At 60.8% G+C, this 23,037-nt stretch carries 25 protein-coding genes; 14 read left to right on the forward strand and 11 right to left on the reverse strand.

The features are described 5' to 3' along the window. The first annotated feature begins 23 nt into the window (after window positions 1-23). Entirely contained in the window at window positions 24-629 is a 606-nt protein-coding gene (locus H9Q16_RS17250; protein ID WP_191076649.1) for a LolA family protein, read from the forward strand. Between the two features lie 30 nt (window positions 630-659). Here the strand turns inward: H9Q16_RS17250 and H9Q16_RS17255 are convergent, their stop codons facing one another. Beyond that, a complete protein-coding gene (locus H9Q16_RS17255) occupies window positions 660-1,247 on the reverse strand; it encodes a transglycosylase SLT domain-containing protein (protein WP_191076650.1) in 588 nt (195 codons plus the stop codon). 296 nt (window positions 1,248-1,543) lie between these two features. On the opposite strand from H9Q16_RS17255, the gene hspQ reads away from it, so the two are divergent. Beyond that, on the forward strand, window positions 1,544-1,870 hold the full coding sequence (gene hspQ, locus H9Q16_RS17260; RefSeq protein ID WP_191076651.1) for a heat shock protein HspQ: 327 nt from the start codon (window positions 1,544-1,546) through the stop codon (window positions 1,868-1,870). A 70-nt stretch (window positions 1,871-1,940) separates the two neighbouring features. Here the strand turns inward: hspQ and ggt are convergent, their stop codons facing one another. From ggt to H9Q16_RS17275, 3 genes are all read right to left on the reverse strand, one after another. Continuing rightward, window positions 1,941-3,518, reverse strand: a complete 1,578-nt coding sequence (gene ggt / locus H9Q16_RS17265) for a gamma-glutamyltransferase (protein WP_191076652.1) — start codon at window positions 3,516-3,518, stop codon at window positions 1,941-1,943. Between the two features lie 324 nt (window positions 3,519-3,842). Further along, window positions 3,843-4,304, reverse strand: a complete 462-nt coding sequence (locus tag H9Q16_RS17270) for an ATP-binding protein (RefSeq protein ID WP_246455787.1) — start codon at window positions 4,302-4,304, stop codon at window positions 3,843-3,845. Window positions 4,305-4,323: 19 nt separating this feature from the next. After that, window positions 4,324-4,662: an STAS domain-containing protein gene (locus tag H9Q16_RS17275; protein WP_191076653.1), complete on the reverse strand. Its 339-nt coding sequence runs from the start codon at window positions 4,660-4,662 to the stop codon at window positions 4,324-4,326. A gap of 85 nt (window positions 4,663-4,747) precedes the next feature. Between H9Q16_RS17275 and H9Q16_RS17280 the strand changes: the two genes are divergently transcribed. The 10 genes from H9Q16_RS17280 to rarD all read left to right on the forward strand — a co-directional run bounded on the left by H9Q16_RS17280 (window position 4,748) and on the right by rarD (window position 15,482). Further along, window positions 4,748-5,920, forward strand: coding sequence for a thiolase family protein (locus H9Q16_RS17280; protein ID WP_191076654.1), 1,173 nt, complete (start codon window positions 4,748-4,750; stop codon window positions 5,918-5,920). Window positions 5,921-5,973: 53 nt separating this feature from the next. Next, window positions 5,974-6,432 carry a GAF domain-containing protein gene (locus tag H9Q16_RS17285; protein ID WP_191076655.1) on the forward strand — a complete coding sequence of 153 codons (459 nt, stop codon included), beginning with the start codon at window positions 5,974-5,976 and terminating at the stop codon, window positions 6,430-6,432. Window positions 6,433-6,503: 71 nt separating this feature from the next. Next, on the forward strand, window positions 6,504-7,076 hold the full coding sequence (locus tag H9Q16_RS17290; protein WP_191076656.1) for a helix-turn-helix domain-containing protein: 573 nt from the start codon (window positions 6,504-6,506) through the stop codon (window positions 7,074-7,076). Further along, window positions 7,076-7,696, forward strand: coding sequence for a LysE family translocator (locus H9Q16_RS17295; protein ID WP_191076657.1), 621 nt, complete (start codon window positions 7,076-7,078; stop codon window positions 7,694-7,696). Before H9Q16_RS17290 ends, H9Q16_RS17295 begins: the two co-directional genes overlap by 1 nt. 3 nt (window positions 7,697-7,699) lie before the next feature. Next, window positions 7,700-8,074: a GFA family protein gene (locus H9Q16_RS17300; RefSeq protein ID WP_191076658.1), complete on the forward strand. Its 375-nt coding sequence runs from the start codon at window positions 7,700-7,702 to the stop codon at window positions 8,072-8,074. Between the two features lie 11 nt (window positions 8,075-8,085). After that, window positions 8,086-10,536, forward strand: a complete 2,451-nt coding sequence (locus H9Q16_RS17305) for a GcvT family protein (protein WP_191076659.1) — start codon at window positions 8,086-8,088, stop codon at window positions 10,534-10,536. Continuing rightward, the gene (locus H9Q16_RS17310) at window positions 10,533-11,168 is read left to right on the forward strand and encodes a LysE family translocator (RefSeq protein ID WP_191076660.1); all 636 of its coding nucleotides are present in this window, start codon (window positions 10,533-10,535) and stop codon (window positions 11,166-11,168) included. Before H9Q16_RS17305 ends, H9Q16_RS17310 begins: the two co-directional genes overlap by 4 nt. Next, window positions 11,165-12,049: a homocysteine S-methyltransferase family protein gene (locus H9Q16_RS17315; protein WP_191076661.1), complete on the forward strand. Its 885-nt coding sequence runs from the start codon at window positions 11,165-11,167 to the stop codon at window positions 12,047-12,049. The genes H9Q16_RS17310 and H9Q16_RS17315 overlap by 4 nt, the downstream gene beginning before the upstream one ends. A gap of 12 nt (window positions 12,050-12,061) precedes the next feature. Continuing rightward, window positions 12,062-14,506, forward strand: coding sequence for a GcvT family protein (locus H9Q16_RS17320; RefSeq protein WP_191076662.1), 2,445 nt, complete (start codon window positions 12,062-12,064; stop codon window positions 14,504-14,506). Between the two features lie 52 nt (window positions 14,507-14,558). Further along, entirely contained in the window at window positions 14,559-15,482 is a 924-nt protein-coding gene (gene rarD, locus H9Q16_RS17325) for an EamA family transporter RarD (protein WP_191076663.1), read from the forward strand. A gap of 6 nt (window positions 15,483-15,488) precedes the next feature. On the opposite strand, the gene H9Q16_RS17330 is transcribed toward rarD, so the two are convergent. Further along, window positions 15,489-15,899 carry a nuclear transport factor 2 family protein gene (locus H9Q16_RS17330; RefSeq protein ID WP_191076664.1) on the reverse strand — a complete coding sequence of 137 codons (411 nt, stop codon included), beginning with the start codon at window positions 15,897-15,899 and terminating at the stop codon, window positions 15,489-15,491. Window positions 15,900-15,950: 51 nt separating this feature from the next. Here H9Q16_RS17330 and H9Q16_RS17335 point away from each other — a divergent pair, with 51 nt between their 5' ends. After that, window positions 15,951-16,598, forward strand: a complete 648-nt coding sequence (locus H9Q16_RS17335) for a pseudouridine synthase (protein WP_191076665.1) — start codon at window positions 15,951-15,953, stop codon at window positions 16,596-16,598. 138 nt (window positions 16,599-16,736) lie between these two features. On the opposite strand, the gene H9Q16_RS17340 is transcribed toward H9Q16_RS17335, so the two are convergent. After that, a complete protein-coding gene (locus tag H9Q16_RS17340; protein ID WP_191076666.1) occupies window positions 16,737-18,164 on the reverse strand; it encodes an aldehyde dehydrogenase family protein in 1,428 nt (475 codons plus the stop codon). 141 nt (window positions 18,165-18,305) lie between these two features. Between H9Q16_RS17340 and H9Q16_RS17345 the strand changes: the two genes are divergently transcribed. Next, window positions 18,306-18,959, forward strand: coding sequence for a peroxiredoxin (locus H9Q16_RS17345; RefSeq protein ID WP_191076667.1), 654 nt, complete (start codon window positions 18,306-18,308; stop codon window positions 18,957-18,959). A gap of 3 nt (window positions 18,960-18,962) precedes the next feature. Here H9Q16_RS17345 and H9Q16_RS17350 read toward each other — a convergent pair whose 3' ends face one another. The 5 genes from H9Q16_RS17350 to H9Q16_RS17370 all read right to left on the reverse strand — a co-directional run bounded on the left by H9Q16_RS17350 (window position 18,963) and on the right by H9Q16_RS17370 (window position 23,011). Continuing rightward, a complete protein-coding gene (locus tag H9Q16_RS17350; RefSeq protein ID WP_191076668.1) occupies window positions 18,963-19,721 on the reverse strand; it encodes an FkbM family methyltransferase in 759 nt (252 codons plus the stop codon). Then, window positions 19,702-20,559, reverse strand: coding sequence for a glycosyltransferase family 2 protein (locus H9Q16_RS17355; protein ID WP_216859438.1), 858 nt, complete (start codon window positions 20,557-20,559; stop codon window positions 19,702-19,704). Before H9Q16_RS17355 ends, H9Q16_RS17350 begins: the two co-directional genes overlap by 20 nt. A gap of 243 nt (window positions 20,560-20,802) precedes the next feature. Then, window positions 20,803-21,600, reverse strand: coding sequence for an ABC transporter substrate-binding protein (locus H9Q16_RS17360; RefSeq protein WP_191076669.1), 798 nt, complete (start codon window positions 21,598-21,600; stop codon window positions 20,803-20,805). Next, window positions 21,597-22,313 (reverse strand): ATP-binding cassette domain-containing protein, encoded by a 717-nt coding sequence (locus H9Q16_RS17365; RefSeq protein ID WP_191076670.1) that lies wholly within the window; start codon window positions 22,311-22,313, stop codon window positions 21,597-21,599. Before H9Q16_RS17365 ends, H9Q16_RS17360 begins: the two co-directional genes overlap by 4 nt. Beyond that, a complete protein-coding gene (locus H9Q16_RS17370; protein ID WP_191076671.1) occupies window positions 22,307-23,011 on the reverse strand; it encodes an ABC transporter permease in 705 nt (234 codons plus the stop codon). The genes H9Q16_RS17365 and H9Q16_RS17370 overlap by 7 nt, the downstream gene beginning before the upstream one ends. Window positions 23,012-23,037 lie beyond the last annotated feature (26 nt).

A 23,037-nucleotide genomic window follows, 5' to 3' on the forward strand; every position in this document is an offset into this window, starting at 1 on the left:
GCCAAGCCAAGAAGGAAAGTATCATGCGTTTCACTATTTCGGCGGTTCTTGCGCTGGGTCTGATGGCCCTGACGCCCCTCGCAGTCGCGGCACAGCAACTTCCGCTGGCGCAATTATCGAGCTATCTCAATCAATTGCAGACAGCGAAAGGCGAATTCACCCAGATCAACGATGATGGGTCAATCAGCACCGGCACGATCTATATCAAGCGACCGGGGCGCGTGCGGTTTGAGTATAATCCGCCCGAGGCAACGCTTGTGGTAGCTGGGTCAAACACCGTGGTGATCTATGACAAGAAATCCAACCAACCGGCAGAAACCTACCCGCTGGACCGCACCCCGCTATCGATCATCCTGGCACAACAGGTCAACCTGGGGCAGGCCCGCATGGTGACTGGTCACTCTTATGACGGCACCGCGACGACCGTCACCGCTCAGGACCCGGCGCACCCGGAATACGGCAATATCCAGCTGAAATTCACCGGCAACCCGATCGAACTGCGCCAGTGGATTATCAATGACGGCAACGGCAGCAAGACGACGGTCATTCTTGGTGATCTGGAAAAGGGCGGCAACCTGCCCAACAGCCTCTTTGATGTGGGCGACGCCAAGATAGAACCATCGCGGTAGAATGGGCAAACCCCCACCCGGCGCATGACATCACCGGCGCAAACGGCATCCGGCGATTTGATCGCGGTACATCTCTGACCGGGCGGCCACCTTGGCAGAGACCCCCACCAGCCAGCTTTTGCGGTTGTAGGACCCGCGCGCATATCCCGTATGACCCTCGTGATAGGCCAAATACTGATTGCGCGCATCCGTCAGCGGGATCCCGTTGCGTTCCTGGCTGACATTCATGTACCAGCCCATGAAATCGCTGGCGTCCTTGATCCGGTCCCGCTTGGCGGTGCGCCGGTTCTGGTCGCGGCGGTATTCATCCCACGTGGCATCCAGCGCCTGAGAATAGCCAAATGCACTGGACTGGCGGCCCATCGGCAACACCCCGAGCACGTATTTGAAAGGCGTGCGCGCATCCGCCACAAATCTGCTTTCCTGATGGATCGTCGCCATCTGGACGTGGATCGGCACGCCCCATTTGCGCTCGACGGCGCGGAATGCTCTGAGGTATTCGGGGCGCTCCTTGAGAAGGCTGCAGGCGTTGTCCAGATTGCGCGGCGCGGACGTCTGTCCACCCCCGCAGGATGCCACCAGCAACACAATTATCAGGGCGCGAAGGGATCTGCTCATCTGCCTCTCGCTTTTTGTATCTTGTTTTGCCGCTATTCTACCTCATTTTTCTGCTGCGTCACATCACAAAATGTCACAGGTTCATCTCTGTGATCCGCAAGGCGACCTGCATGAGGCAAACAGCTTGGGCACGGACGCGACCGGCCAACTCTCCGTCTCGCAAGCAGAATTTTCGGTATGGGCGGTTCGCGACCCTACAGACACACATCAACAGACTGTTTCTGCAAAATCAGGCCTCGTGATTGGACAAAAGGCCCTTGAAACGACTAGTAACGAAAGGTAGGGGCTGCAATGTTATGCTACGCACACGTGCGAAATATCATCTTGGGCAGATTGTCCGACACAAAAAACATCCCTTTCGAGGGGTTATTTTTGACGTGGACCCTGAATTTGCAAATACAGATGAATGGTACGAAGCCATTCCTGAAGAAAGCCGCCCGATCAAGGACCAGCCGTTCTACCACTTGCTGGCCGAAAACGATCAAAGCTATTACGTGGCCTATGTGTCAGAGCAGAACCTGGTCGCGGATTACTCGGGCGAGCCTGTAGATCATCCGGATATTCCGGATCTGTTCGGCCCCTTCACAGATGGGTCCTATCCGCTGCATTTTCAGCTGAACTGAATCGCCCACGGTCCGCTCGCGGCACGGTCGGTATTGAGTTTATTGGAAAGATGAAGGCCGGGCCGCGCGCTCAATACCCCAGCGCGCATCCATCCTTGCGAGGATCACTGGCCCCTTCCAGCACGCCGCTTTCATGCATGCGGATCGCCTGTGCGCCGCCGATTGCGGTGTCTGGCGCGACCATCTTGTGGCCAAGATCTGCAAGCTCTTGCCGCACAGTGTCGCTGTAGCCTCGCTCTAGCCGCAGCTCGCCCGCGTCGGCAAAGGCGCGCGGCGCGTCGATGGCGGTTTGCGCATCCATGCCATAATCGACCATGTTCGAGACAAATCGCGCGTGGCCGGTGCACTGATAGGCCCCGCCCATCACGCCAAACGGCATCACGACGCGTCCCTTTTCACGGATCATCCCCGGGATGATCGTATGCATCGGACGTTTGCCGCCCTTCAGCTCGTTCGGATGCCCTTCTTTTAGGGTAAACCCTGCCCCGCGGTTCTGCAGCAGAATGCCAAATTTGTCCGACGCGATGCCGGACCCGAAACTGCTGAAAATGGAATAGATCAACGACACGGCCATGCCATCGCGGTCCACCACGGTGATATAGACCGTGTCTTTGTGCACCGATTCAGTCAGCGGTGCTGCGGCAGGCATGGCCTTCTTAAGATCAATCAAGCCGACCAGCTTGTCTGCTGTTTCAGGCGACAGCATGTGTTCCAACCCGGTGGTGTAATCGGGATCAGCCAGAAACCTGTTGCGCGCGTCATAGGCCAGCTTGGTCGCTTCCGCCTCGATATGCACGCGTTCGGCGCCCATTGGATCCATCGCGGAAAAATCGAATGCCTTGAGCATATTGAGCAACAACAGCGCGGTGGCCCCTTGCCCGTTTGGCGGATGCTCGACCACTTCCAGATGCTTGTAGGTGCCAGATACCGGCGTGCTTGGGGTCGCGGCGGCTTTGGCAAAATCGTCCGCAGTGTGCACGCCGCCTGCCGCCTGCAGGCAACGCAACATATCCTCTGCCACCTCCCCCTCATAGAACGCGCGACGCCCGTCGCGTGCGATTCGACGCAAGACCTCGGCCTGGCCCGGCGCGGCAAAAACCTGTCCGACCTGCGGGGCTTTGCCGTTGAACAGATAATGTGTGCGCGCGCTGCCCTTAAGGGTGTCGGCATCCAAATGCCAGTCAGAGGCAACGCGCGGGGCGACGGGCACGCCAGCTTCGGCATAATGAATCGCGGGGGCAAGTACTGCATCAAGCCCAAGGTGGCCGACCTCATCCGACAGGCGGCAGAATGCATCGACCGCAGTAGGGATCGTGACAGCCTCAGGCCCCCACTTTGGCACCTTGTCCGCGCCCCGATCCCGGAGCATGGCGGCGTCCAAGGCCGCAGGCGCCCGGCCCGACCCGTTCAACGCGTGAACATCATCGCTGCCGGGCAGGGAATAAAGCACAAAACAATCGCCCCCGATCCCGGTCATCTGCGGCTCGCAGATACCCAGCAACACCGCACCGGCAAGTGCCGCGTCCATCGCATTGCCACCTTGTTTGAGGATAGCGACTGCCGTTTGCGCGGCCAGCGGATGAGAGGTCGCGCACATGCCATTGGTCGCGAAAACGGGCGACCGCCCCGGTAAGTGAAAATCGCGCATGACTGCTTCCTCTGACACTCTGTGCCGCGATGTAGCCCGTCCGGACGGGTGTGCCAAGGAAGAGGGTCAGAATTGGGGGGAAGTTCCTCGGCACCGCGCACTGGGTGGGGGCTATCAAACGCAGTGCCGAGGGAAGCCATATGCAGCTACAGGGTCAACGATGCACAGAAACCAAGGCGATTTTGTGAAACCACGGGGGCGCTTTGACGGTGAATGAAGGCGACACAGTGTCATGGTGAATCTCATGCGGGGAATGTCTTAACACCAACGGGAAGTGGCCCTCGCGCCAAGGGTCAGCGGTCGCGTGCAGGTGGCGATCAGGCGTCAGGGCGGCGCGCGGCGTACCGCGATGGCCAGTCGCAGCTGCAGCTCGTTCTCGCAGCCTTGACGTTGATAGGCCACGTCCTTGGCCAGATCGCGGATCATGAACCAGCCAAACCCCCCTTCGGGCATGTCCATGACATCCACATTGACATCCTGAACCATCCCCAGCGGGATCTGTCCGTCTGGCATCGCTTTGCCCCTGTCCCGGATAGTGAAAAACAACCCTTTCTGCCGATGCCTGCAAGTCACATGAATGGGCCCGCCTTGCGCATCGGGGGGATAGGCATGTTCAACGATGTTGTTGAGTGCCTCTGCCAGCACCAACTCAACCGTGCCCACTTCCTCAATGTCCAGCCCCAGCGGTCCAAGCCCGTGGATCACATCGCGCAGCGCATCCCGAACGGCGTGTTCACTGCTGATCACTGACACATCAAAAGGTGCAAGCATGATCGGTTCATCCATCCGCTGGCCGCCCCTGTTTTCAGGCACGCACGTCGCTCAAGGCGTCGTCCAATGAGGTGAACACCCGAAACACCGTATCCATCCGGGTCAGCTTGAACACCTTGTCAACTGTCGGGCTCAGCCCGGCCAGCACCAGTTTCCGGTCAGGTGCCAGATGCTTCATCGTGGCCACAATCGCGCCCAGCCCGCTTGAATCGATAAAGTCGACCTTCTGAAGGTCCAGCACCACCGTCTGCGGCCCCCCGTCGGTTGTGTTGCGCATCGCATCCTTGAAAGCCAGCGCCACAGCGGCATCAATGCGACTGTCCTGCACACTCACAACTTGCATATCAGCTTCTGTTCTGGCCAAAACTTCCATAAATAGACCTCTGAGACCCTTAAGGTCCCAGCAATAGCCGCGATTCCTTACTATTCAGTGTGCGGCCCCAAGCGAGGTAGGTTTGATGAAAAATGTTGTCATCGCGGGCGCGTCCCGGACGCCAATGGGCGGATTTCAAGGTGCTTTCAGCGGACTGACCGCCGCCGATCTGGGCGGTGCTGCGATCAAGGCCGCCATAACCGGTGCCGGTGCGCCCCAGATCGACGAGGTGCTGATGGGCTGCGTGCTCCCCGCGGGGCAGGGGCAGGCACCCGCGCGCCAGGCAGGCTTCAAGGCCGGTCTGGGCGAAGAGGTGCCCGCAACTACGCTTAACAAGATGTGCGGGTCGGGCATGAAAGCCGCGATGATCGCCTTTGACCAGATCGCATTGGGGCACACAGATGTCATGATCGCAGGCGGCATGGAAAGCATGACAAACGCGCCTTACGTCCTGCCAAAGATGCGCGGTGGGGCGCGGCTGGGCCACGGACAGGTCATCGACCATATGTTCCTCGACGGTTTGGAAGACGCCTATGACAAGGGCCGCCTGATGGGCACGTTCGCCGAGGATTGCGCAGAAACCTACCAATTCACCCGCGAAATTCAGGACGACTATGCATTGGCCTCCCTGTCGCGCGCGCTCAAGGCACAGGAAACAGAAGCCTTTGATCACGAAATCGCCCCAGTCGACGTGCATTCCCGCAAAGGCAGCGTCACCGTGGCCGCCGATGAACAGCCCGCCAGCGCGCGCCCCGACAAAATCCCACAGCTCAAACCGGCCTTCCGCGACGGGGGCACGGTGACAGCGGCCAACTCTTCTTCGATCTCTGATGGGGCTGCGGCCCTCGTTCTGGCTTCTGAAGAGGCGGCAGCGGCCCAAAACCTTGCCATCCGCGCGCGCATTATCGGCCACGCCAGTCACGCGCAGGCACCGGGCCTCTTTACCACCGCGCCGGTTCCCGCGGCCAAAAAACTGCTCGACCGCATCGGATGGTCAAAAGACGACGTCGATCTTTGGGAAGTGAACGAAGCCTTTGCCGTCGTCCCCCTTGCCTTCATGCGTGAAATGGGGCTCGACCACGACATCGTCAACGTCAACGGCGGGGCGTGCGCGCTGGGCCACCCCATTGGCGCGTCAGGCGCGCGCATTATGGTGACGCTTCTGAACGCACTGGAAAAGCGGAACCTCAAACGCGGTGTGGCCGCTATCTGCATCGGCGGCGGCGAAGGCACTGCCATCGCGATTGAACGCGTCTGACTGCATCTTCTGGCCACAAATATCCAATTCCAACCGCACACAGCAGAACCACAATGGCGATTGATTACCCAACCCTTGCCCAAACCATCGCGTCGCTGACCAAGGGCGAAGACGATCCTATCGCGCTAATGGCCACGCTGGCGTGCGAAATCCACCACGCAGACACCCGTTTTGACTGGACGGGTTTCTACCGCGTCACAGCGCCCGACATGCTCAAGATCGGCCCCTATCAGGGTGGCCATGGTTGCCTGCACATCCCCTTTTCACGCGGGGTGTGTGGTGCGGCGGCGCGCACCGGCGAAACCCAGCTGGTACCAGACGTAGACGCCTTTCCGGGTCACATCGCCTGCGCCAGTTCAACCCGTTCTGAACTGGTGCTACCTGTGTGGAACGCGACAGGTGACCTCATTGCGGTGCTCGATATCGACAGCGATCAGCCCGACGCGTTCAACACTCAGGATGCCACCGTGCTGGCTGCTATTCTGAAAACAACCTTCGCTTGCGTGAAATAGCGCTGGATTTTTTCACGTGAATTTGGCTATCGTGAAAAAGAGAGTCCTTTTTTCACGGAAAATCCGCTCCAATGCGCCACACTCTGCCAGACACACCGGATACCCTGGGGGCCGACCTGCGCGCCCTGCGCAAGACGCGCGGGCTCACCTTGGCAGGGCTGGCGGAAAAACTGGGGCGCTCGGTCGGGTGGCTCAGCCAGGTTGAGAGGGACCTCTCAGAACCCTCCATCACAGATCTCCGCCACCTGGCGGCAGCGCTGGATGTCTCCGTGTCCATGCTATTCCGCCACGCAGCAGCCCCGGCACATGAGGCCGGATACATTGTGCGCGCCGACGCACGCCGGCCCATCGGGTCAGATACCGCAGGACTGGTCGAAGAACTTTTGTCCCCTGACCTAACGGACGATTTTGAGATGGTGCATTCCACCTTTCAGCCCCACAGCCGGATCAAGGACCTGGTCAAGCGCCCGACGCAGGAAGTGGGCTACCTGATTTCGGGCCGCCTGCAGATGGAGATCGACGGCACGACCCACGAGATCAATCCCGGCGACAGCTTCCGCATGCGGGGCGAGCCGTTCCGCTGGGCCAACCCTCATGACAAACCCGCCGTGGCCATCTGGGTCATCGCGCCGCCGGTCTACTGATGTCATTTGAGGGCTGGATCATATTCGCGGTGTTTTGGGCCGTCTTCGTGACAACCCCGGGGCCAAACGCAGTGAACTGCATCACCAATGGCATGACAATCGGCTTTCGGCGGTCGCTTGTCGGCGTGCTTGCGATCCTGACACAGGCCACGCTCTTTCTGATCTTGTCCGCCTTCGGGGTTACGGCGCTCATCGCGGCCTCTCCGACCGCATTCCTTGCCGCCAAACTTATCGGTGCCGCGTTCCTGATCTATCTGGGTCTGCGTGGTTGGGTGATGTCGAAGACGCCTGTGAAGGTCGACAATCGCCCCGCCTCCAGCATCTATTTTCGCGCATTGGCCATCGCGACGATCAATCCGAAGTCTGTCGCAGGCTACCTTGCCGCCTTCTCTCAATTCGTGCAGCCGGACGTCCCGATCTGGGATCAGATGGCCGTGATCATGCCCACCGCGCTGATCCTGACCGCACTTAGCTACACCTGCTTTACCGCGCTTGGCGCTGGCATTGGCCGCGCAGCGCTGGGGGCCGTGTTCAACGTCTGGTTCCGCCGCTTCATGGCGGTCTGTTTCATCATCTACGGGGTACTGCTTGGCAGTGCCGCCACCCCGCAAAGGAGCTGACCAATGCTCTCAGGATCCTGCAACTGCAACGCCATCACCTTCACCGTCACGGGCCAGGTCCGCAGCATCTCTAACTGCCACTGTGGCCAGTGTCGCAAGCAATCTGGCAACGTCTGGGCATCCGCTGTCGCCGAACAGGCGAACATCACCATCACCGGCACGCCCCGCTGGTATCGCTCCAGCGCCAGTGCCGCGCGCGGCTTTTGCCCCGACTGCGGATGCTTTCTGTTTTGGCGCCACGACGATGAAACCTCGATGAGCTTCGCGCTTGGGGCGCTGGACGGCCCAACGGGCCTCAGAATCGAAAAACACATCTTTGTTGCCGACAAGGGCGACTACTACGACATCGCGGATGATCTGCCGCAACATGAACACTAAGGGAGACTTTCATGGCTGACTTTCCAACAACGGCACGCGTGGTCATCATCGGCGGCGGTGTGGTGGGCACGTCGACACTTTATCACCTGGCCAACGCAGGCTGGAAGGACTGCGTCTTGCTGGAAAAGAACGAACTGACCGCAGGCTCCACCTGGCACGCGGCAGGCAACGTGCCGAACTTTGCGGGCTCTTGGGCCATAATGAACATGCAGCGCTATTCGGCGTCGATGTACCGTACACTGGGCGAGGACGTCGATTATCCGATGAACTACCATGTCACCGGCTCTATCCGGCTGGCCCACAACAAAGAGCGCATGCAGGAATTTGAGCGTGTCGCGGGCATGGGCCGGTATCAGGGCCTGCAGATGGACATCTGCACGCCCGAGCAACTGCGCGAGATGCACCCGTTCATGGAAACCCACGACATTCTGGGCGGCATGTGGGATCCGCTGGATGGCGACATCGACCCCGCCCAGCTCACACAGGCACTGGCCAAGGGCGCGCGCGAGGCGGGCGGACGCATTGAGCGGTTCTGCCCCACCGAAGGGATCGACCGCGACGGCGATGAATGGATCGTCAAGACACCCAAGGGCGATATCCGCTGTGAAAAGGTCGTCAACTGCGCGGGCTACTACGCCCAGCGCGTGGGCGAGATGTTCAAGCCCTTCGGCGGCCGCACCGTGCCTATGATCGTCATGTCACACCAGTATTTTCTGACCGGCCAGATCCCCGAGCTTGAAGCCTGGACCAAAGAAAAAGGCCACAAGGTGCCGCTGTTGCGCGACGTCGATATCTCCTACTACCTGCGGCAGGACAAGAACGGCCTGAACCTTGGCCCTTACGAGCGCAACTGCAAGGCCCATTGGGTCACGCCGGATGATCCGATGCCCGAGGACTTCTCCTTCCAGCTATATCCCGATGACCTTGAGCGGCTTGAGTTCTACATCGAAGACGCCATGGCCCGTGTACCCTTGCTGGGGGAAGGCGGTATTGAACGCAATATCAACGGCCCGATCCCCTATGCGCCCGACGGCCTGCCCATGATCGGGCCGATGCCGGGCGTCAGAAACGCCTTTGAGGGCCATTCCTTCACCTTCGGCATCGCGCAGGGTGGAGGCGCGGGCAAGGCGCTCAGCGAATGGATCATGCATGGCGAAACCGAGCTGGACATGTGGGCCGTCGATCCGCGCCGCTACACCGATTATGCCGACCACGATTATTGCCTGTCCAAGGCGCTGGAAACCTACGGCCACGAGTACGCGATGCATTTCCCGCATCACGAATGGCCCGCAGGCCGCGACAAGAAACTGTCGCCGATCCATAACAAATTGCAGGCGCTCGGCGCGCAATTCGGTGCCTACAACGGCTGGGAACGCGCAAACTGGTTCGCCAAAGATGGTGATGACACGTCCGAGGCTGCCACCCACACGTGGGATCGCAAGGGCCCCTGGACCCAACGCATCAAGGAAGAATGCGAGGCGGTCCGCGACAACGTCGGCGTGCTGGAGCTTTGCGGTTTCTCGCGTTTCAAGATTTCCGGGCCCGGCGCTGATGAATGGCTGCGCGGACAGGTGGCAGGCGCGCTGCCCAAGATCGGCCGCGCGGGTCTGATCTACTTCGCCGACAGCCGCGGGCGCATCCTGACAGAGATGTCCGTGACCCGCGAAGCCGAAGACAAGTTCATCCTTGTGACGGCTGCAACCGCGCAATGGCACGACGCCGAAGTCCTGCAGCGCCGCTTGCCCGAAGATGGCAGCCTGACATTTGAGGATTGGACCACAGCCATGTCCACCTTGATCGTCACCGGGCCCAAATCCCGCGCGCTGATGGCGGGCCTGACGGATGCGGATCTGACGCTGCCATGGCTCAGCATGCAGGAGACCGAAGTAGCGGGCCGCTGGGCCGCATTGGTCCGTCTGTCCTTCGCCGGCGAACTTGGCTGGGAAATCCACGCGGAAAACGCGGATATCCCCGCAATCTACGATGCGGTCATCGCGGCAGGGGCCACGCCCTTTGGGATGTACGCTCTGAATTCGCTGCGCATCGAAAAGGGCTACCGGACATGGAAGGGCGACCTGTCGACAGACTATTCCTTGCTGGAAGGCGGGCTCGACCGTTTTGTGCGCCTCGACAAACCGCAGGATTTCCCCGGCAAGGCCGCGCTTCAGAACGAAAAGCAGCAAGGCGTCAAGAAACGCTTTGTCACGCTGATCGTGGACGCAGGCGATCAGGACGCACCCTATATGTCCACCGTCTGGCACGGTGACGAAGTCGTGGGCGAAACGACGTCGGGGGACTGGGGATACCGGGTGAACAAATCCATCGCGCTTGGCATGGTCCGCGCCGAACTGGCAGACCCCGGCACAGAGCTTGAGGTCGAAATCTTCGGCCAACGCCGCAAGGCGGTGGTCCAGCCGGATCAGCCGCTGTGGGATCCCGAAAACGCGCGTATCCGCGCATGAGCATCGAGACATACCTGGTCTATCTCGGCATACTGGCGGCGTTCTTTGCAACGCCGCCGGATACCAGCCAGCTTCTCATCATCTCCAATAGCCTGCGCCACGGTCTGCGGCGCAGCACGGCAACCATCGCAGGCGATCTCAGCGCCAACGTGCTGCAAATGACTGCCGCAGCCTTTGGCCTGACGGCGATCATTGCCGCCTCGGCGGATGCAATCTGGATGATCAAATGGGCGGGCGTGGCCTATCTTGCGTGGATCGGCCTGCGTCTGATGCTGTCGCGCGGGGACGCGGCGGGGCCGCAAGCCGCCGCGCAGGCGCGCACAGGCGTGCTTTTCCGGCAGGGCTTTCTGACCTCTTCGGCAAATCCATACGCCGTGGTTTTCTTCGGCGCGCTGTTCCCGCAGTTCATCGACCCCGCGCAACCGGTGCTGATGCAATTGGTGATCCTTGGCGCCACATATCTGGTTGTCGATGGTGCGGTGCTGTTGCTCTGGGGCTGGGCTGCAACCCGCACTTTGGGTCGCATGAAAAGGCTGACAGGTGTATGGCTGAACCGCGCATCAGGCGCACTGATGATCGGCGCGGCCGCCCTACTGGCGTCACGTGATCTGGCAGCGGAGGCAAGACAATGACCGAAATCACACTGCTTGACGGCGGCATGGGGCAGGAACTGATCCACCGCACGCCGGACGATGCGCCCACACCGCTATGGTCGACCCAGGTGATGGTGAACCTTCCCGGTTTGGTTGCACAGGTGCACCGGGATTTTGCGGATGCGGGTGCGACGGTCGCCACAACCAACACCTACGCCATCCATCGCGACCGGGTGAAGGACACCCCGTTGGAAGCGCGGTTCAACGATCTTTATACAATGGCGCTGGCCGAAGCGCGCCTCAGCAAGGCACCACGTATTGCCGGGGCCATCGGCCCACTTGGGGCATCCTACCGGCCTGACCTGCATCCACCCAGCGACGAAGGTGCGGCCCTCTACGGCGATATCGCGCGCATGCTTGGCCCCTCCTGCGACTTGCTGCTGTGCGAAACGGTGTGCTCTGTGCTGCATGCGGAATCTGTTCTGCGCGGGGCCACGCGCAGCGGCAAACCGGTCTGGCTGTCGCTTAGCGTTGATGACACCGAAGGCACCCGTCTGCGGTCAGGCGAACCCCTTGCCGACGCGATCCCCTATGCGCAGGCCGGGGCAGATGCGGTCCTGATCAATTGCTCCGCCCCCGAGGCGATACCCGCAGGCCTTGAGATTCTGGCCAATGCAGGTCTGCCCTATGGCGCCTATGCCAACGGGTTCGAACAAATCTCCGAAGGGTTTCTGGGCGACAAGCCGACGGTTGATACGTTGCAATCGCGCCGTGATTTTACCCCGGAAGCCTATGCCGATCACGTGATGGGCTGGGTCGATCAGGGAGCCACCATCGTCGGCGGCTGTTGCGAAGTCAGCCCCGCCCACATCGCCGAAATCGCCGCCCGCCTGCGTGCGGGGGGCCATACGATCATCTAAAGGACCGATCCGATGCCCGATATCCCCTCCCACGCCCGCGTTGTCATTATCGGTGGTGGCGTCATCGGCTGTTCGGTGGCCTATCACCTGACCAAGCTGGGCTGGAAAGACGTGGTCCTGCTGGAGCGCAAGCAGCTTACCTCCGGCACCACATGGCACGCGGCAGGACTGATCGCACAACTGCGCGCGACGGCGAACATGACCAAGCTCGCGAAGTATTCGCAGGAACTCTATGGCAATCTTGAGCAGGAAACCGGCGTTGCCACCGGCTTCAAACGCTGCGGGTCGATCACTGTCGCGCTGACCGAAGAACGCCGAGAAGAGATTTATCGGCAGGCCGGCATGGCCCGCGCCTTTGGCGTCGACGTGGAAGAAATCAGCGCGGCTGAGGTCAAGGCGAAATACGAACACCTCAATATCGACGGGGTGACCGGTGCGGTCTATCTCGACAAGGACGGGCAAGGTGATCCGGCCAATATCGCCCTTGCACTGGCCAAGGGCGCACGGCAGCGCGGCGCGCGTGTGATTGAGCGTGTAAAAGTTACTAAAGGGTTAAAATCAAACAGAAAGTTGACAGGTGTCAACTATGAAACTGCGGATGGTCACACCGGTACGATCACCTGCGATCACGTGGTCAACTGTGCAGGGATGTGGGGCCATCAGGTCGGTGAAATGCTGGGCGTCAACGTGCCGCTGCACAGCTGCGAACATTTCTACATCGTCACCGAAGCCATTCCCGGCCTGACCCAACTGCCAGTGCTCCGTGTGCCGGACGAATGCGCCTATTACAAGGAAGACGCGGGCAAGATGCTGCTGGGTGCCTTTGAACCCAACGCCAAACCTTGGCGGCTCGATATCCCCGAAGATTTCGAATTCGACCAGCTGCCGGAAGATTTCGACCATTTCGAACCCATCCTCGAAGCCGCGGTAGAGCGCATGCCGATGCTGGCAGAGGCGGGCATCCACACCTTTTTCAACGGGCCCGAAAGTTTCACGCCTGACGACGCCTATCACCTTGGTCTCGCCCCCGAGATGGACAACGTCTGGATCGCTGCCGGCTTCAACTCCATCGGCATCCAGTCCGCGGGTGGCGCGGGCATGGCGTTGGCACAATGGATGGAAGACGGCCAGAAACCCTTTGATCTGGGCGATGTCGACATCAGCCGCATGCAACCCTTTCAGGGCAACAAGACCTACCTCTTCGAGCGCTCCAAAGAGACGCTGGGCCTGCTCTACGCGGACCATTTCCCCTACCTGCAAAAGAAAACCGCCCGGGGCGTGCGCCGCACCCCCTTCCACCACCATCTGCTGGAACAGGGCGCCGTCATGGGCGAACTCGCTGGCTGGGAACGGGCCAACTGGTTTGCACGTGACGGCCAGACGCCCGAATACGACTACAGCTGGAAGCGCCAGAACTTCTTTGACAACGTCGCTGAAGAACTAACGGCCATCCGCACAAATGTAGGCATGTATGACATGTCCTCGTTCGGCAAAATCCGGGTCGAGGGCCGTGATGCGACGGCCTTTATGAACCATATCGGGGGCGGACAGTATGACGTGCCGGTGGGCAAGATCGTCTATACCCAGTTTCTGAACGATCGCGCCGGGATTGAGGCAGATGTGACCGTCACCCGCCTGTCTGAAACCGCCTATCTCGTGGTCACCCCCGCCGCCGCCCGGTTGGCAGACGAAACATGGATGCGCCGTCATCAGGGCGACTTTAATGTGGTGATCACCGATGTGACGGCAGGCGAGGGTGTGCTTGCCGTGATGGGCCCCAATGCGCGTAACCTCCTGCAGGCCGTCTCACCGGCGGATTTCTCGAACGCGGTCAATCCGTTTGGCACAGCGCAGGAAATTGAACTGGGCATGGGGCTGGCCCGGGTGCACCGGGTTACCTACGTCGGCGAACTGGGGTGGGAGATTTATGTCTCAGCCGACATGGCGGCCCACGCGTTTGAAACGCTGCACGCCGCAGGCCAGGACATGGACCTCAAATTGTGTGGCATGCACATGATGGACTGCGCGCGGATCGAAAAGGGCTTCCGTCATTTCGGCCATGACATCACCGCAGAAGACCATGTGCTCGAAGCGGGTCTTGGGTTTGCCGTAAAGACGGACAAACCCGATTTTATTGGACGGGATGCGGTTCTGCGCAAAAAGGACTCGGGGCTGGAAACCCGCCTGGTGCAATTCAGGCTGACAGACCCCGAGCCGCTTTTGTACCACAACGAACCTGTCATTCGGGATGGCGAGATCGTCGGCTATCTCTCGTCAGGGTCTTACGGCCACCACCTGGGGGCCGCGATCGGCCTGGGCTATGTGCCCTGCAAGAACGAGACGGCGGCAGATCTGCTTGCCTCGACCTTTGAGATCGACGTGTCAGGGACCCGTGTGGCGGCCCAAGCATCCCTCAAGCCGATGTACGATCCCAAGTCGGAACGGGTGAAGGTTTAGGTCTGGTAAATAGACAGGGGCGGGCGTACCCCTTGGCGCAAGGAGGGATCCCATGCGCAACCCTGACAGCCTGAGCCCCAAGACCAACGAAGACACCGCTGCGGGTCTGGGTTTTGCCCTAACAGCCTATGGGTTGTGGGGTTTTCTGCCGCTTTACATGAAAGTGCTGGCGCATATCCCGGCCGCAGAGGTCGTCGTTCACCGCGTCTTGTGGTCCGTGCCCATTGCAGCGGTCGTGCTTGTCGTTCTGGGTCGCACGAACACGCTGCGCGAAGCCTTGCGCAACCCGCGCATGCTGGCGATGGGCTGCGTGACGGCCGCGCTGATATCGCTGAACTGGGGCGTCTATGTTTGGGCGATCACATCCGGTAACGCGCTGGATGCCGCCTTGGGATATTATATAAACCCGCTCTTCAGCATCTTTCTGGCCGCTGTCGTGCTGCGCGAAAAGCTGAGCCGGGCGCAGCTTGTCGCCCTGTTGCTGGCGGCGGGCGCTGTCCTTGTGCTGACGCTGGACGCAGGCGGCGTGCCATGGGCCGCCCTGGTGCTGACGATCACATGGGGGCTCTATGCGTTGTGCAAGAAAAGCCTGCCGATTGGCCCCAATCAGGGGTTCCTGCTGGAGGTGCTGATCCTGCTCGTTCCGGCACTGGGTTACCTGGGCTACCTGACCGTGACGGGTGCATCGCACTTTGATCTGGCTTTCACCCGCGACACCTGGTTGCTGATCGGCTGTGGCGCGGTCACTGCCGTGCCGCTGCTGATATACGCCAATGCAGCCAAGCGGCTGCGCCTGTCGACCATTGGCATCCTGCAATACATCGCGCCGACGATGATCTTCCTGATCGCGGTCTTTGTCTTTGAAGAACCCTTCGGCCAGGCCCGCATGATTGCCTTTCCGATGATCTGGGCAGCCCTGGTGATCTATACGATGTCGATCCTGCGCCAGATGCGTCAGCCCAAGGCGGCTGAATAGACCGCTTTAGGACAGCGCATCCTTGAATTTGAGAAACGCCGGATCGCGCATCACCCGCGCATTCATTTCATCGCGCAGCGCGCCGATAGTCTTGTGCGGGCGCATGACGACTTCGAAAGTGTCGATCAACCCGTCCCCGTTCAGCGTGATCAGATCGACGCCGACGGCGTCCAGACCGCCAACCTTGCAACGAAACTCCAACGCCCAGTCCACGCCGTCGCCCATGACCCGGCGATAGCGAAAGTCGGAAAAGACTTGTCCGACATGGCCCAGTACGGCGGCGACCGCATCCCGTCCTGTCCAGACCTTCCAGTAGGTCGGCGGCAGAAACTGCACCTCTTCTGCCAAAAGCGGCGCGATGGCGCTGGCATCCCCCTTGGCGACAACCGCCTGCATGGTTTCGATGGTCGGATGCATGGAACTCTCCTGTCGGGTTGAAATCTTAGCCTACATCTGGGACGAGGCTGGATGGAAGATCAATACATGCCCCCTGATGAACCGCTTGCCCTCCTGCACGAAGATGCCGAAGTGCTGCTGGTGGACAAACCCGCAGGCCTGCTGAGCGTGCCCGGCAAGGGGCCGCATCTGGCCGATTGCCTGCTGACCCGGGTTCAGGCGGTCTTTCCGGATGCTCTGCTGGTGCATCGGCTGGACCGCGATACGTCTGGCGTGATGATCTTTGCGCTGACGCCCCATGCGCAGCGCCACCTTGGGCTTCAGTTCGAAAAACGCATGACCCGCAAAACCTATGTGGCACGCATCTGGGGCGCCCCTGCGGACAACACCGGCACCATTGATCTGCCGTTGATCGTGGACTGGCCAAACCGCCCGCGTCAGATGGTCTGCCACGAGACCGGCAAAAGCGCGCAGACCGATTGGCGGGTGATCAAACGCGAAGGTGACACGGCGCGCATCAGACTTTACCCCAAGACGGGCCGCAGCCATCAGCTGCGCGTCCATATGCTGAGCTTGGGGCATCCCATTCTGGGGGATCCCTTTTATGCAACAGGCCACGCGCGGGCGTATCCACGTCTGATGCTGCACTCAGAAGAGCTGCGCTTCAAACACCCGCAGGGCGGGCGGTCGGTGAAAATCCGCAGCGCCGCGCCGTTTTGAGAGGCAGCATTCAGGTATTTTCAAAAGGGTGAAAGCCAAAGCGCAGGGCTCTATTTCACCCTTTTTCAAATACCTATTCCGGCATCTCCAAAAGAAAGAAGGGCCGCGATGAGGCGGCCCTTTTTGATGTCTTGGGTCTTATTCAGCGGCCCAGCCGGAGACCGCCTTGACCTCTAGGAATTCTTCCAACCCATAGACGCCGCCTTCACGGCCATTGCCGGATTGCTTGTAGCCACCAAAGGGCGAGCCCTGTGCAAAGCCCTGACCGTTGGTTTCCACCATCCCAGAGCGCAGCCGGCGTGCCACGCGACGGCGTTTGTCGTCGTCTTCGGTCTGGATGTAGTTGGTCAGCCCGTACGGCGTGTCATTTGCGATGCTGATGGCTTCCTCTTCGGTCTCGAAGGGGATGATCGACAGGACCGGGCCAAAGATTTCTTCCTGGGCGATGGTCATGTCGTTGGTGACATCGGCAAAGACCGTCGGTTTGACATAGTACCCCCGGTTCAATCCGTCGGGGCGGCCCAGGCCACCGGCGACAAGGCGCGCCTCGGACATGCCCTTTTCGATCAGGCCCTGGATTTTATTGAACTGCGCCTCGCTGACGACCGGTCCGATGTGCTTGCCCTCTTCGGAGGCGGGGCCGACGTGAGTATTGGTCGCGACATCCGCCGCCATTTCAACGGCTTCGTCATAGCGCGACTTGTGCACCAGCATCCGCGTTGGCGCGTTGCACGACTGGCCGGAGTTGCGGAAACACCGGATCGCCCCGGCCTTGGCGGCTTTGGGGTGCGCGTCTTCGAAGATCACGTTGGCGCCCTTGCCGCCCAGTTCGAGCGAGACGCGCTTGAGCGTGTCCGCTGCCGCCTTGGAGATGGCGATGCCCGCGCGGGTGGAGCCGGTGAAGCTGACCATGTCTACCTCGGGGTGGCACGACAGTTGCGAGCCGACACCGGGGCCGTCGCCGTTGAGCATGTTGAACACACCCGGCGGGAAGCCGGCCTCGTCCATAAACTCGGCAAAGAGCAGACCGGAGAGCGGCGCGATCTCGGAAGGTTTCAGCACCACGGTACATCCGACTGCGATCGCCGGGATCGCCTTGAGGATGATCTGGTTCATTGGCCAGTTCCACGGCGTGATCAGCGCGCAGACCCCAATGGGTTCGAGCAGCGTTTTTTCGGTGGCGTTGAAGTCGCGGTCAAACTCGAAGGTTTCGAACGCCTTGAGGAAGCCGCCGATGTGCCAGCTGCCTGCGCCCACTTGCTGGTTGCGTGACAGATCTACCGGTGCGCCCATCTCAAGAGAGATCGCATCGGCCATCTCGCTTTTGCGGGCTTCGTAGACCTCGGAGAGTTTCCGGATCAGCGCGACACGTTCTTCGCGCGGGGTCTGTGACCAGCCGTCAAATGCAGCGCGTGCGGCGTTCACGGCCGCGTCGGTGTCGGCCTGGCCGCCCAGCGAGATCACGGCACATTGTTCTTCGGTGGACGGGTCGATGACGGCGAAATCATTGGCGACCGCGGGGGACACCCACTGACCGTTGATATAAAACTCACGCTTTTCCAGCATTGGAAGCTCCCTTCATTCATGGTGATGCCCGGATGGGCGAATTCCTTGCCTTGTGCATATGCGCGTCAGAACGGGGGGATGCAAGTCGGGGTGCGACCCGCTACATTGCAGGAGACGACATTAACCAAAAGGAGATTCCCCATGGGCCTGCGCATTAACGATACCATTCCCGATCTGACGGTCGAGACCGATCAAGGCACGCTTTCGCTGCACGACTGGGTTGGCGACAGCTGGGCGATCCTGTTTTCGCATCCCAAGGATTTCACGCCGGTCTGCACGACCGAGTTCGGCGCCGTGGCGCAGTTGAAAGACGAATGGGCCAAACGCGGCACCAAGGTGATCGGTGTGTCCGTGGACGGGGTCGAAGACCACAAAAAGTGGAAGGGCGACATCAAGACCGTCGGCGGGGCCGAGGCAACCTTTCCGATCATTGCGGATGAAGGGCTGGAAGTGTCCAAAGCGTTCGACATGCTGCCGGCAGAGGCCTATCTGCCCGATGGCCGTACGCCTGCAGATTCAGCGACCGTGCGGTCCGTGTTTATCATCGGCCCGGACAAGCAGCTGAAACTTTCCATGACCTACCCGATGACCGTGGGCCGCAATTTTGCCGAGGTGCTGCGCGCGCTGGACGGATTGCAGACCTCAACCGGCAAGGGCGTGGCGACACCGGCCAACTGGAACGTGGGCGATGATGTGATCATCCCGGCCACGGTGTCTGATGATGACGCCAAGGCGAAGTTCGGGGAGTTCACGAAAGTGCTGCCCTATCTGCGCACCACGGCTGACCCAAGCTAAAACCTACCCTGCTGGGCCGCGCAGCAGAAGGACATCTGCGGTGCGGTCCAGCACGTCAAACCCCAGCTGATCGAGCCGAATGAGAAAGGCGTCTTCGCTGCCGCCCATGGCCGTGAAGGCCTCTGGGTGGATTTCCATCACGCTGTGACTGACATTTGCAAAGACGCTTGGGTCTTCTTGCATCACGATGTCGTATTCGCCCCCTTCGATATCACTGACCCACGCCCATGGACCGTCGGGCATGCGACTGACCAGTTCACTCAGCCGCAGGGCAGGTGCGGTGAACGTGTCGCCGTCGCCGTTTCGGGCAACGTGACCGGAGTGGTGTGTCTCGCCTCGCGCAAAGCGCACGGATTCCGCGTCGGTGTAGGCAACAGCGGCCTGAATGACCTCTGTCACATCGGCGGAGGCATCGCGCAGGGCATTGTCGCGGCAGATGGGAACCAAATCAGGATTGGCCTCTACGACAAGATGGCGGGCATCAGGGCCGATGGTGGCGCGGATCACGCGGCTGACGACGCCGATCGAGCCGCCCAATTCGAGCACCGGCATCCCGTGCGGCAGGTGCTGCTGGATGTACGACGCCTCTTCAGCCTCGTAAGCTTTGCCTCGTGCCAGCACATATCGCACGCCGGTTGAAACGGTTGACGGGACGCGAAGATCGAGCCCGTAGGCGGTAAAATGATCCCCATGCGTGGCATGATACCGGCGCACATAGCGCGCACGTCGCCAGTCGCGAAACTTAGTTGTCCAATGTGCCACGTCCGCGCCCTTTATCGTTGCGGGCAGACCATGCCCCTTTGAGGAATCCGACTGCCTTGGCCCGCTTGCGCGGGATCAGCATGAGGGGTGAAAACAGCCCGCTGACCCCTTCAAGCAGAGTGCGCAGGAAGGGCCGGGGACGGCCATGTTTGGTGTACGCGTACACTTTCGAGCGGGCAAGGTGATAGGCTTTGAACGCGGCAACGGCGCCCGTGCGCGCGGTACTGCGCCCTTCGCTGTGGGTCACCACGGCCTGCGGGATGGTCATTAGCGGGCCAAGGCCGCGCAGGCGCAAGGACAGGTCGTCGTCTTCGTGATAGAGAAAGATGTTTTCGTCAAACCCGTCGATGCGGTCATAGATATCGCGGCGCAGAAAGATGGCCGCCCCTAGCAGGGTCGGGATTTCGGCGGGTGTGTCCGGTACCGGACCCTGCAGCACAAATTCAGGGTTCAGACGGGTGCGGCGTCGCAGGATCACCTTGCCCTTGCGGTCCAGCAGGCGCGGGTTAAAGGCGCTGGCATCGGGGTAGGTATCTGCGGCGGTCTCAAGCGCGTCGATGCAGCCCTGTGACAAAACCGTATCGGGGTTGAGAAACAGAATGAACGGCGTGCGTGCTACGGCGGCGCCGCGATTGCAGCCGGTGCCAAAGCCCAGATTTTCCGGCAGCGATACAAGCGCTGCCCCTGCGCGCTGTGCCAGCTTTTTGAGGTCGTCCACGTCGGCAGAGCCATTGTCGACCAGCACAACAGGGACGCTTGGCGGTACGCTGTCCAGCATCTGCGGCAGCACAGCGGTACTGTTGTAACAGACGGTGACGATGGTGGTGCGGCTGGGCATACCGGGTTCTAGCGGGCGGGCGGATGGACGTGCAAGGTCTGAACGGAGCATGATCATTACGCCGCCGGAATTCGCGACGGCATCGACACAAATGCGCTGACTGCAGTGCATTCGCCCAGATATCGGCTGCCGCGGCTATTCCGGCCCACCTGCCCTCTGATTGGGTGTGCCGGAAATGGGAAGGATAGCTGCAAAGCGGACCGTGTGGATCAGGGGAAAAGACGCGTGAATCCCCGTAAAGGACTATTTGGCGTTGAAGGTAAAAAGCTGCGCGCCGTTGATCTGGTAGCCGTTGATCAGTGCCGCAGCTGTGGGTGAAGTGAGCCAACGCTCCAACCGCATGGCGCCTTGATGGTTCACATGCGCATGGCGCAGATCAGAGACCGGCAAGTAGGCGTATTGATTAAAAAGCACGGCATCCCCCGCAAAAAGCAGGGCCAGTCCGCGCCGGTTGGCAAAGTTCAGCCAGCTTGCGCGGTCGGCCATGATGTAGGCGTCAAGGCCTGCCGCGGTGTTGAGGGCGGCCCCCATCCCTGCGCCGACCTCTTTGTACCATGCGCCGAACCGGTCAGGGTCGAGTCCGGCGTCGCCCCACAGATCGCGTTCTTTCTTGTGTGTACCGCTGTCGTCGCCACGACTGACAAAATCAGCCTGCGCTGCTGCAATCCGGGCCAGCGCGCCCGCAGCACTTTGCGTTTTTGCAATGCCGGCGGGGTCGGACGATGGGCCGATCAGGACAAAGTCGTTGAACATGATCTCTCGGCGGTGGGTCCCGTAGCCTTGGGCGACAAAGGCGCCCTCGGCGGCGCGGGCGTGCACAAGTATCGCGTCAACATCACCCGCCTGGCCAAGTTTGATGGCCTGTCCGGTGCCGACGACGAGCAGTTGCACGTCCAGCCCCGTGTCCGCCTTGATCTGCGGCAGCAGCACGTCTGACAGGCCGGAGTTGTTGAATGACGTTGTCACCGCCATGCGCAGAACCTCAGCCTGCGCGAAGGGCGCGATGAACGCGAAGACCACAGTGGCAATCAACCGGTTCATTCGACGATTTCTCCTTTCAGAAAGGCCTGCAATTCATCGGTCTGCGGGTGTTCGAAAAAGGTGCTGGCCTTGCCGGTTTCGCGCAAAGCCCCGCGGACAAGGAAAAGGGCGTCTGTGGCCAGACGGCGGGCTTGCCCCAGATCATGGGTGGCCATCACGATCCGCGTGCCTTTGGCATAGGCTTCCAGCAGAAGGATCTCAATGTCCCGCGTCGCACGGCCATCAAGGTTGGTGCAGGGTTCATCCAGAAAAAGCAGCTCTGGTTCAGTGATCAGCGCACGGGCCAGTGAAAGCTTTTGCCGCTCGCCGCCCGACAGCCTGAGCGCGGATTGGCCCAAATGGTCAGTGAGCCCGATAAGGCTCGCCCAGTGGTGGATGCGGTCGTCGATCTGGGCTTTGGGAACGCCGGTGAGCGACAGTGGATATCGCAGGTTCTCACGCACCGTGCGGCGCAGCATGACAGGGGTTTGAAAGACGAATGACTGGCGCGCGTGCACGTCGTCGTCCGGCGCGGACCAGGTCAGGGTGCCGGCAGACACCCGCTCGACCCCGTGCAGGGCTTTGAGCAGCGTGGATTTTCCAGCGCCGTTGGGGCCGATGACCATTGTGAAACCCGTGGCGTCGAGGGTCAGGTCAAGCGGGCCCAGAATATCCCGGCCCTGCCTGCGCACATGCAGGCCCTGCACTGCGAGGGGGAGGATCTTGTTCACCATCGGCTGCCCCTTTCCGTGCCTGAGAGGGTATGGACAGCAAGGTTCACGCTGACTGCCAGGGCGATCAGGACAAAGCCCAGCCCCAGCGCCAGCGCAAAATCACCCTTACCGGTTTCCAACGCGATGGCCGTGGTCAGCACTCGGGTCGCATGATCAATGTTCCCGCCCACAACCATGATCGCCCCGACCTCACCAATCGCGCGGCCAAAGCCTGCCAGCGCTGCCGTCAAGAGCGCACGCCGCCCGTCCCAGAGCAGCGTCCGAACACGTTGCCAGCGGGAGGTGTTCAACGAGATCAGCAAATCGTGGTATTCGGCCCAAAGCTCGCGCATGGCCTGATGTGTGATCGAGGCGATCAGGGGCGTGATGATGATGATCTGCGCAATGATCATCGCCGTGGGGGTAAAGAGCAGGCCCAGAACGCCAAACGGGCCGGAGCGTGAGAGCAGAATATAGACGATCAAACCCACCACAACAGGCGGCAGGCCCATCAGAGCGTTGAGAAGTGCGATCACCCCCCGCCGAAACCGAAACCGCTGCACCGCGAGCCATGTGCCCAGCGGCAGCGCGATCATACACGCAATAGCAAGGGCCGACACGCTGACCTGCAAAGACCGCAGCGTGATTTCCACCAGATCAGCGTCCAGTTGCACTACCAGCCAAAAGGCGGCTTGCAGGCCTGAAAGGATGTCGTTCATGCGGCAGGATTGCCTTTGAGGTGACT

Origin of the sequence: Sulfitobacter aestuariivivens, assembly GCF_014763045.1 — a bacterium.
GTDB classification, from domain to species: domain Bacteria; phylum Pseudomonadota; class Alphaproteobacteria; order Rhodobacterales; family Rhodobacteraceae; genus Sulfitobacter; species Sulfitobacter aestuariivivens.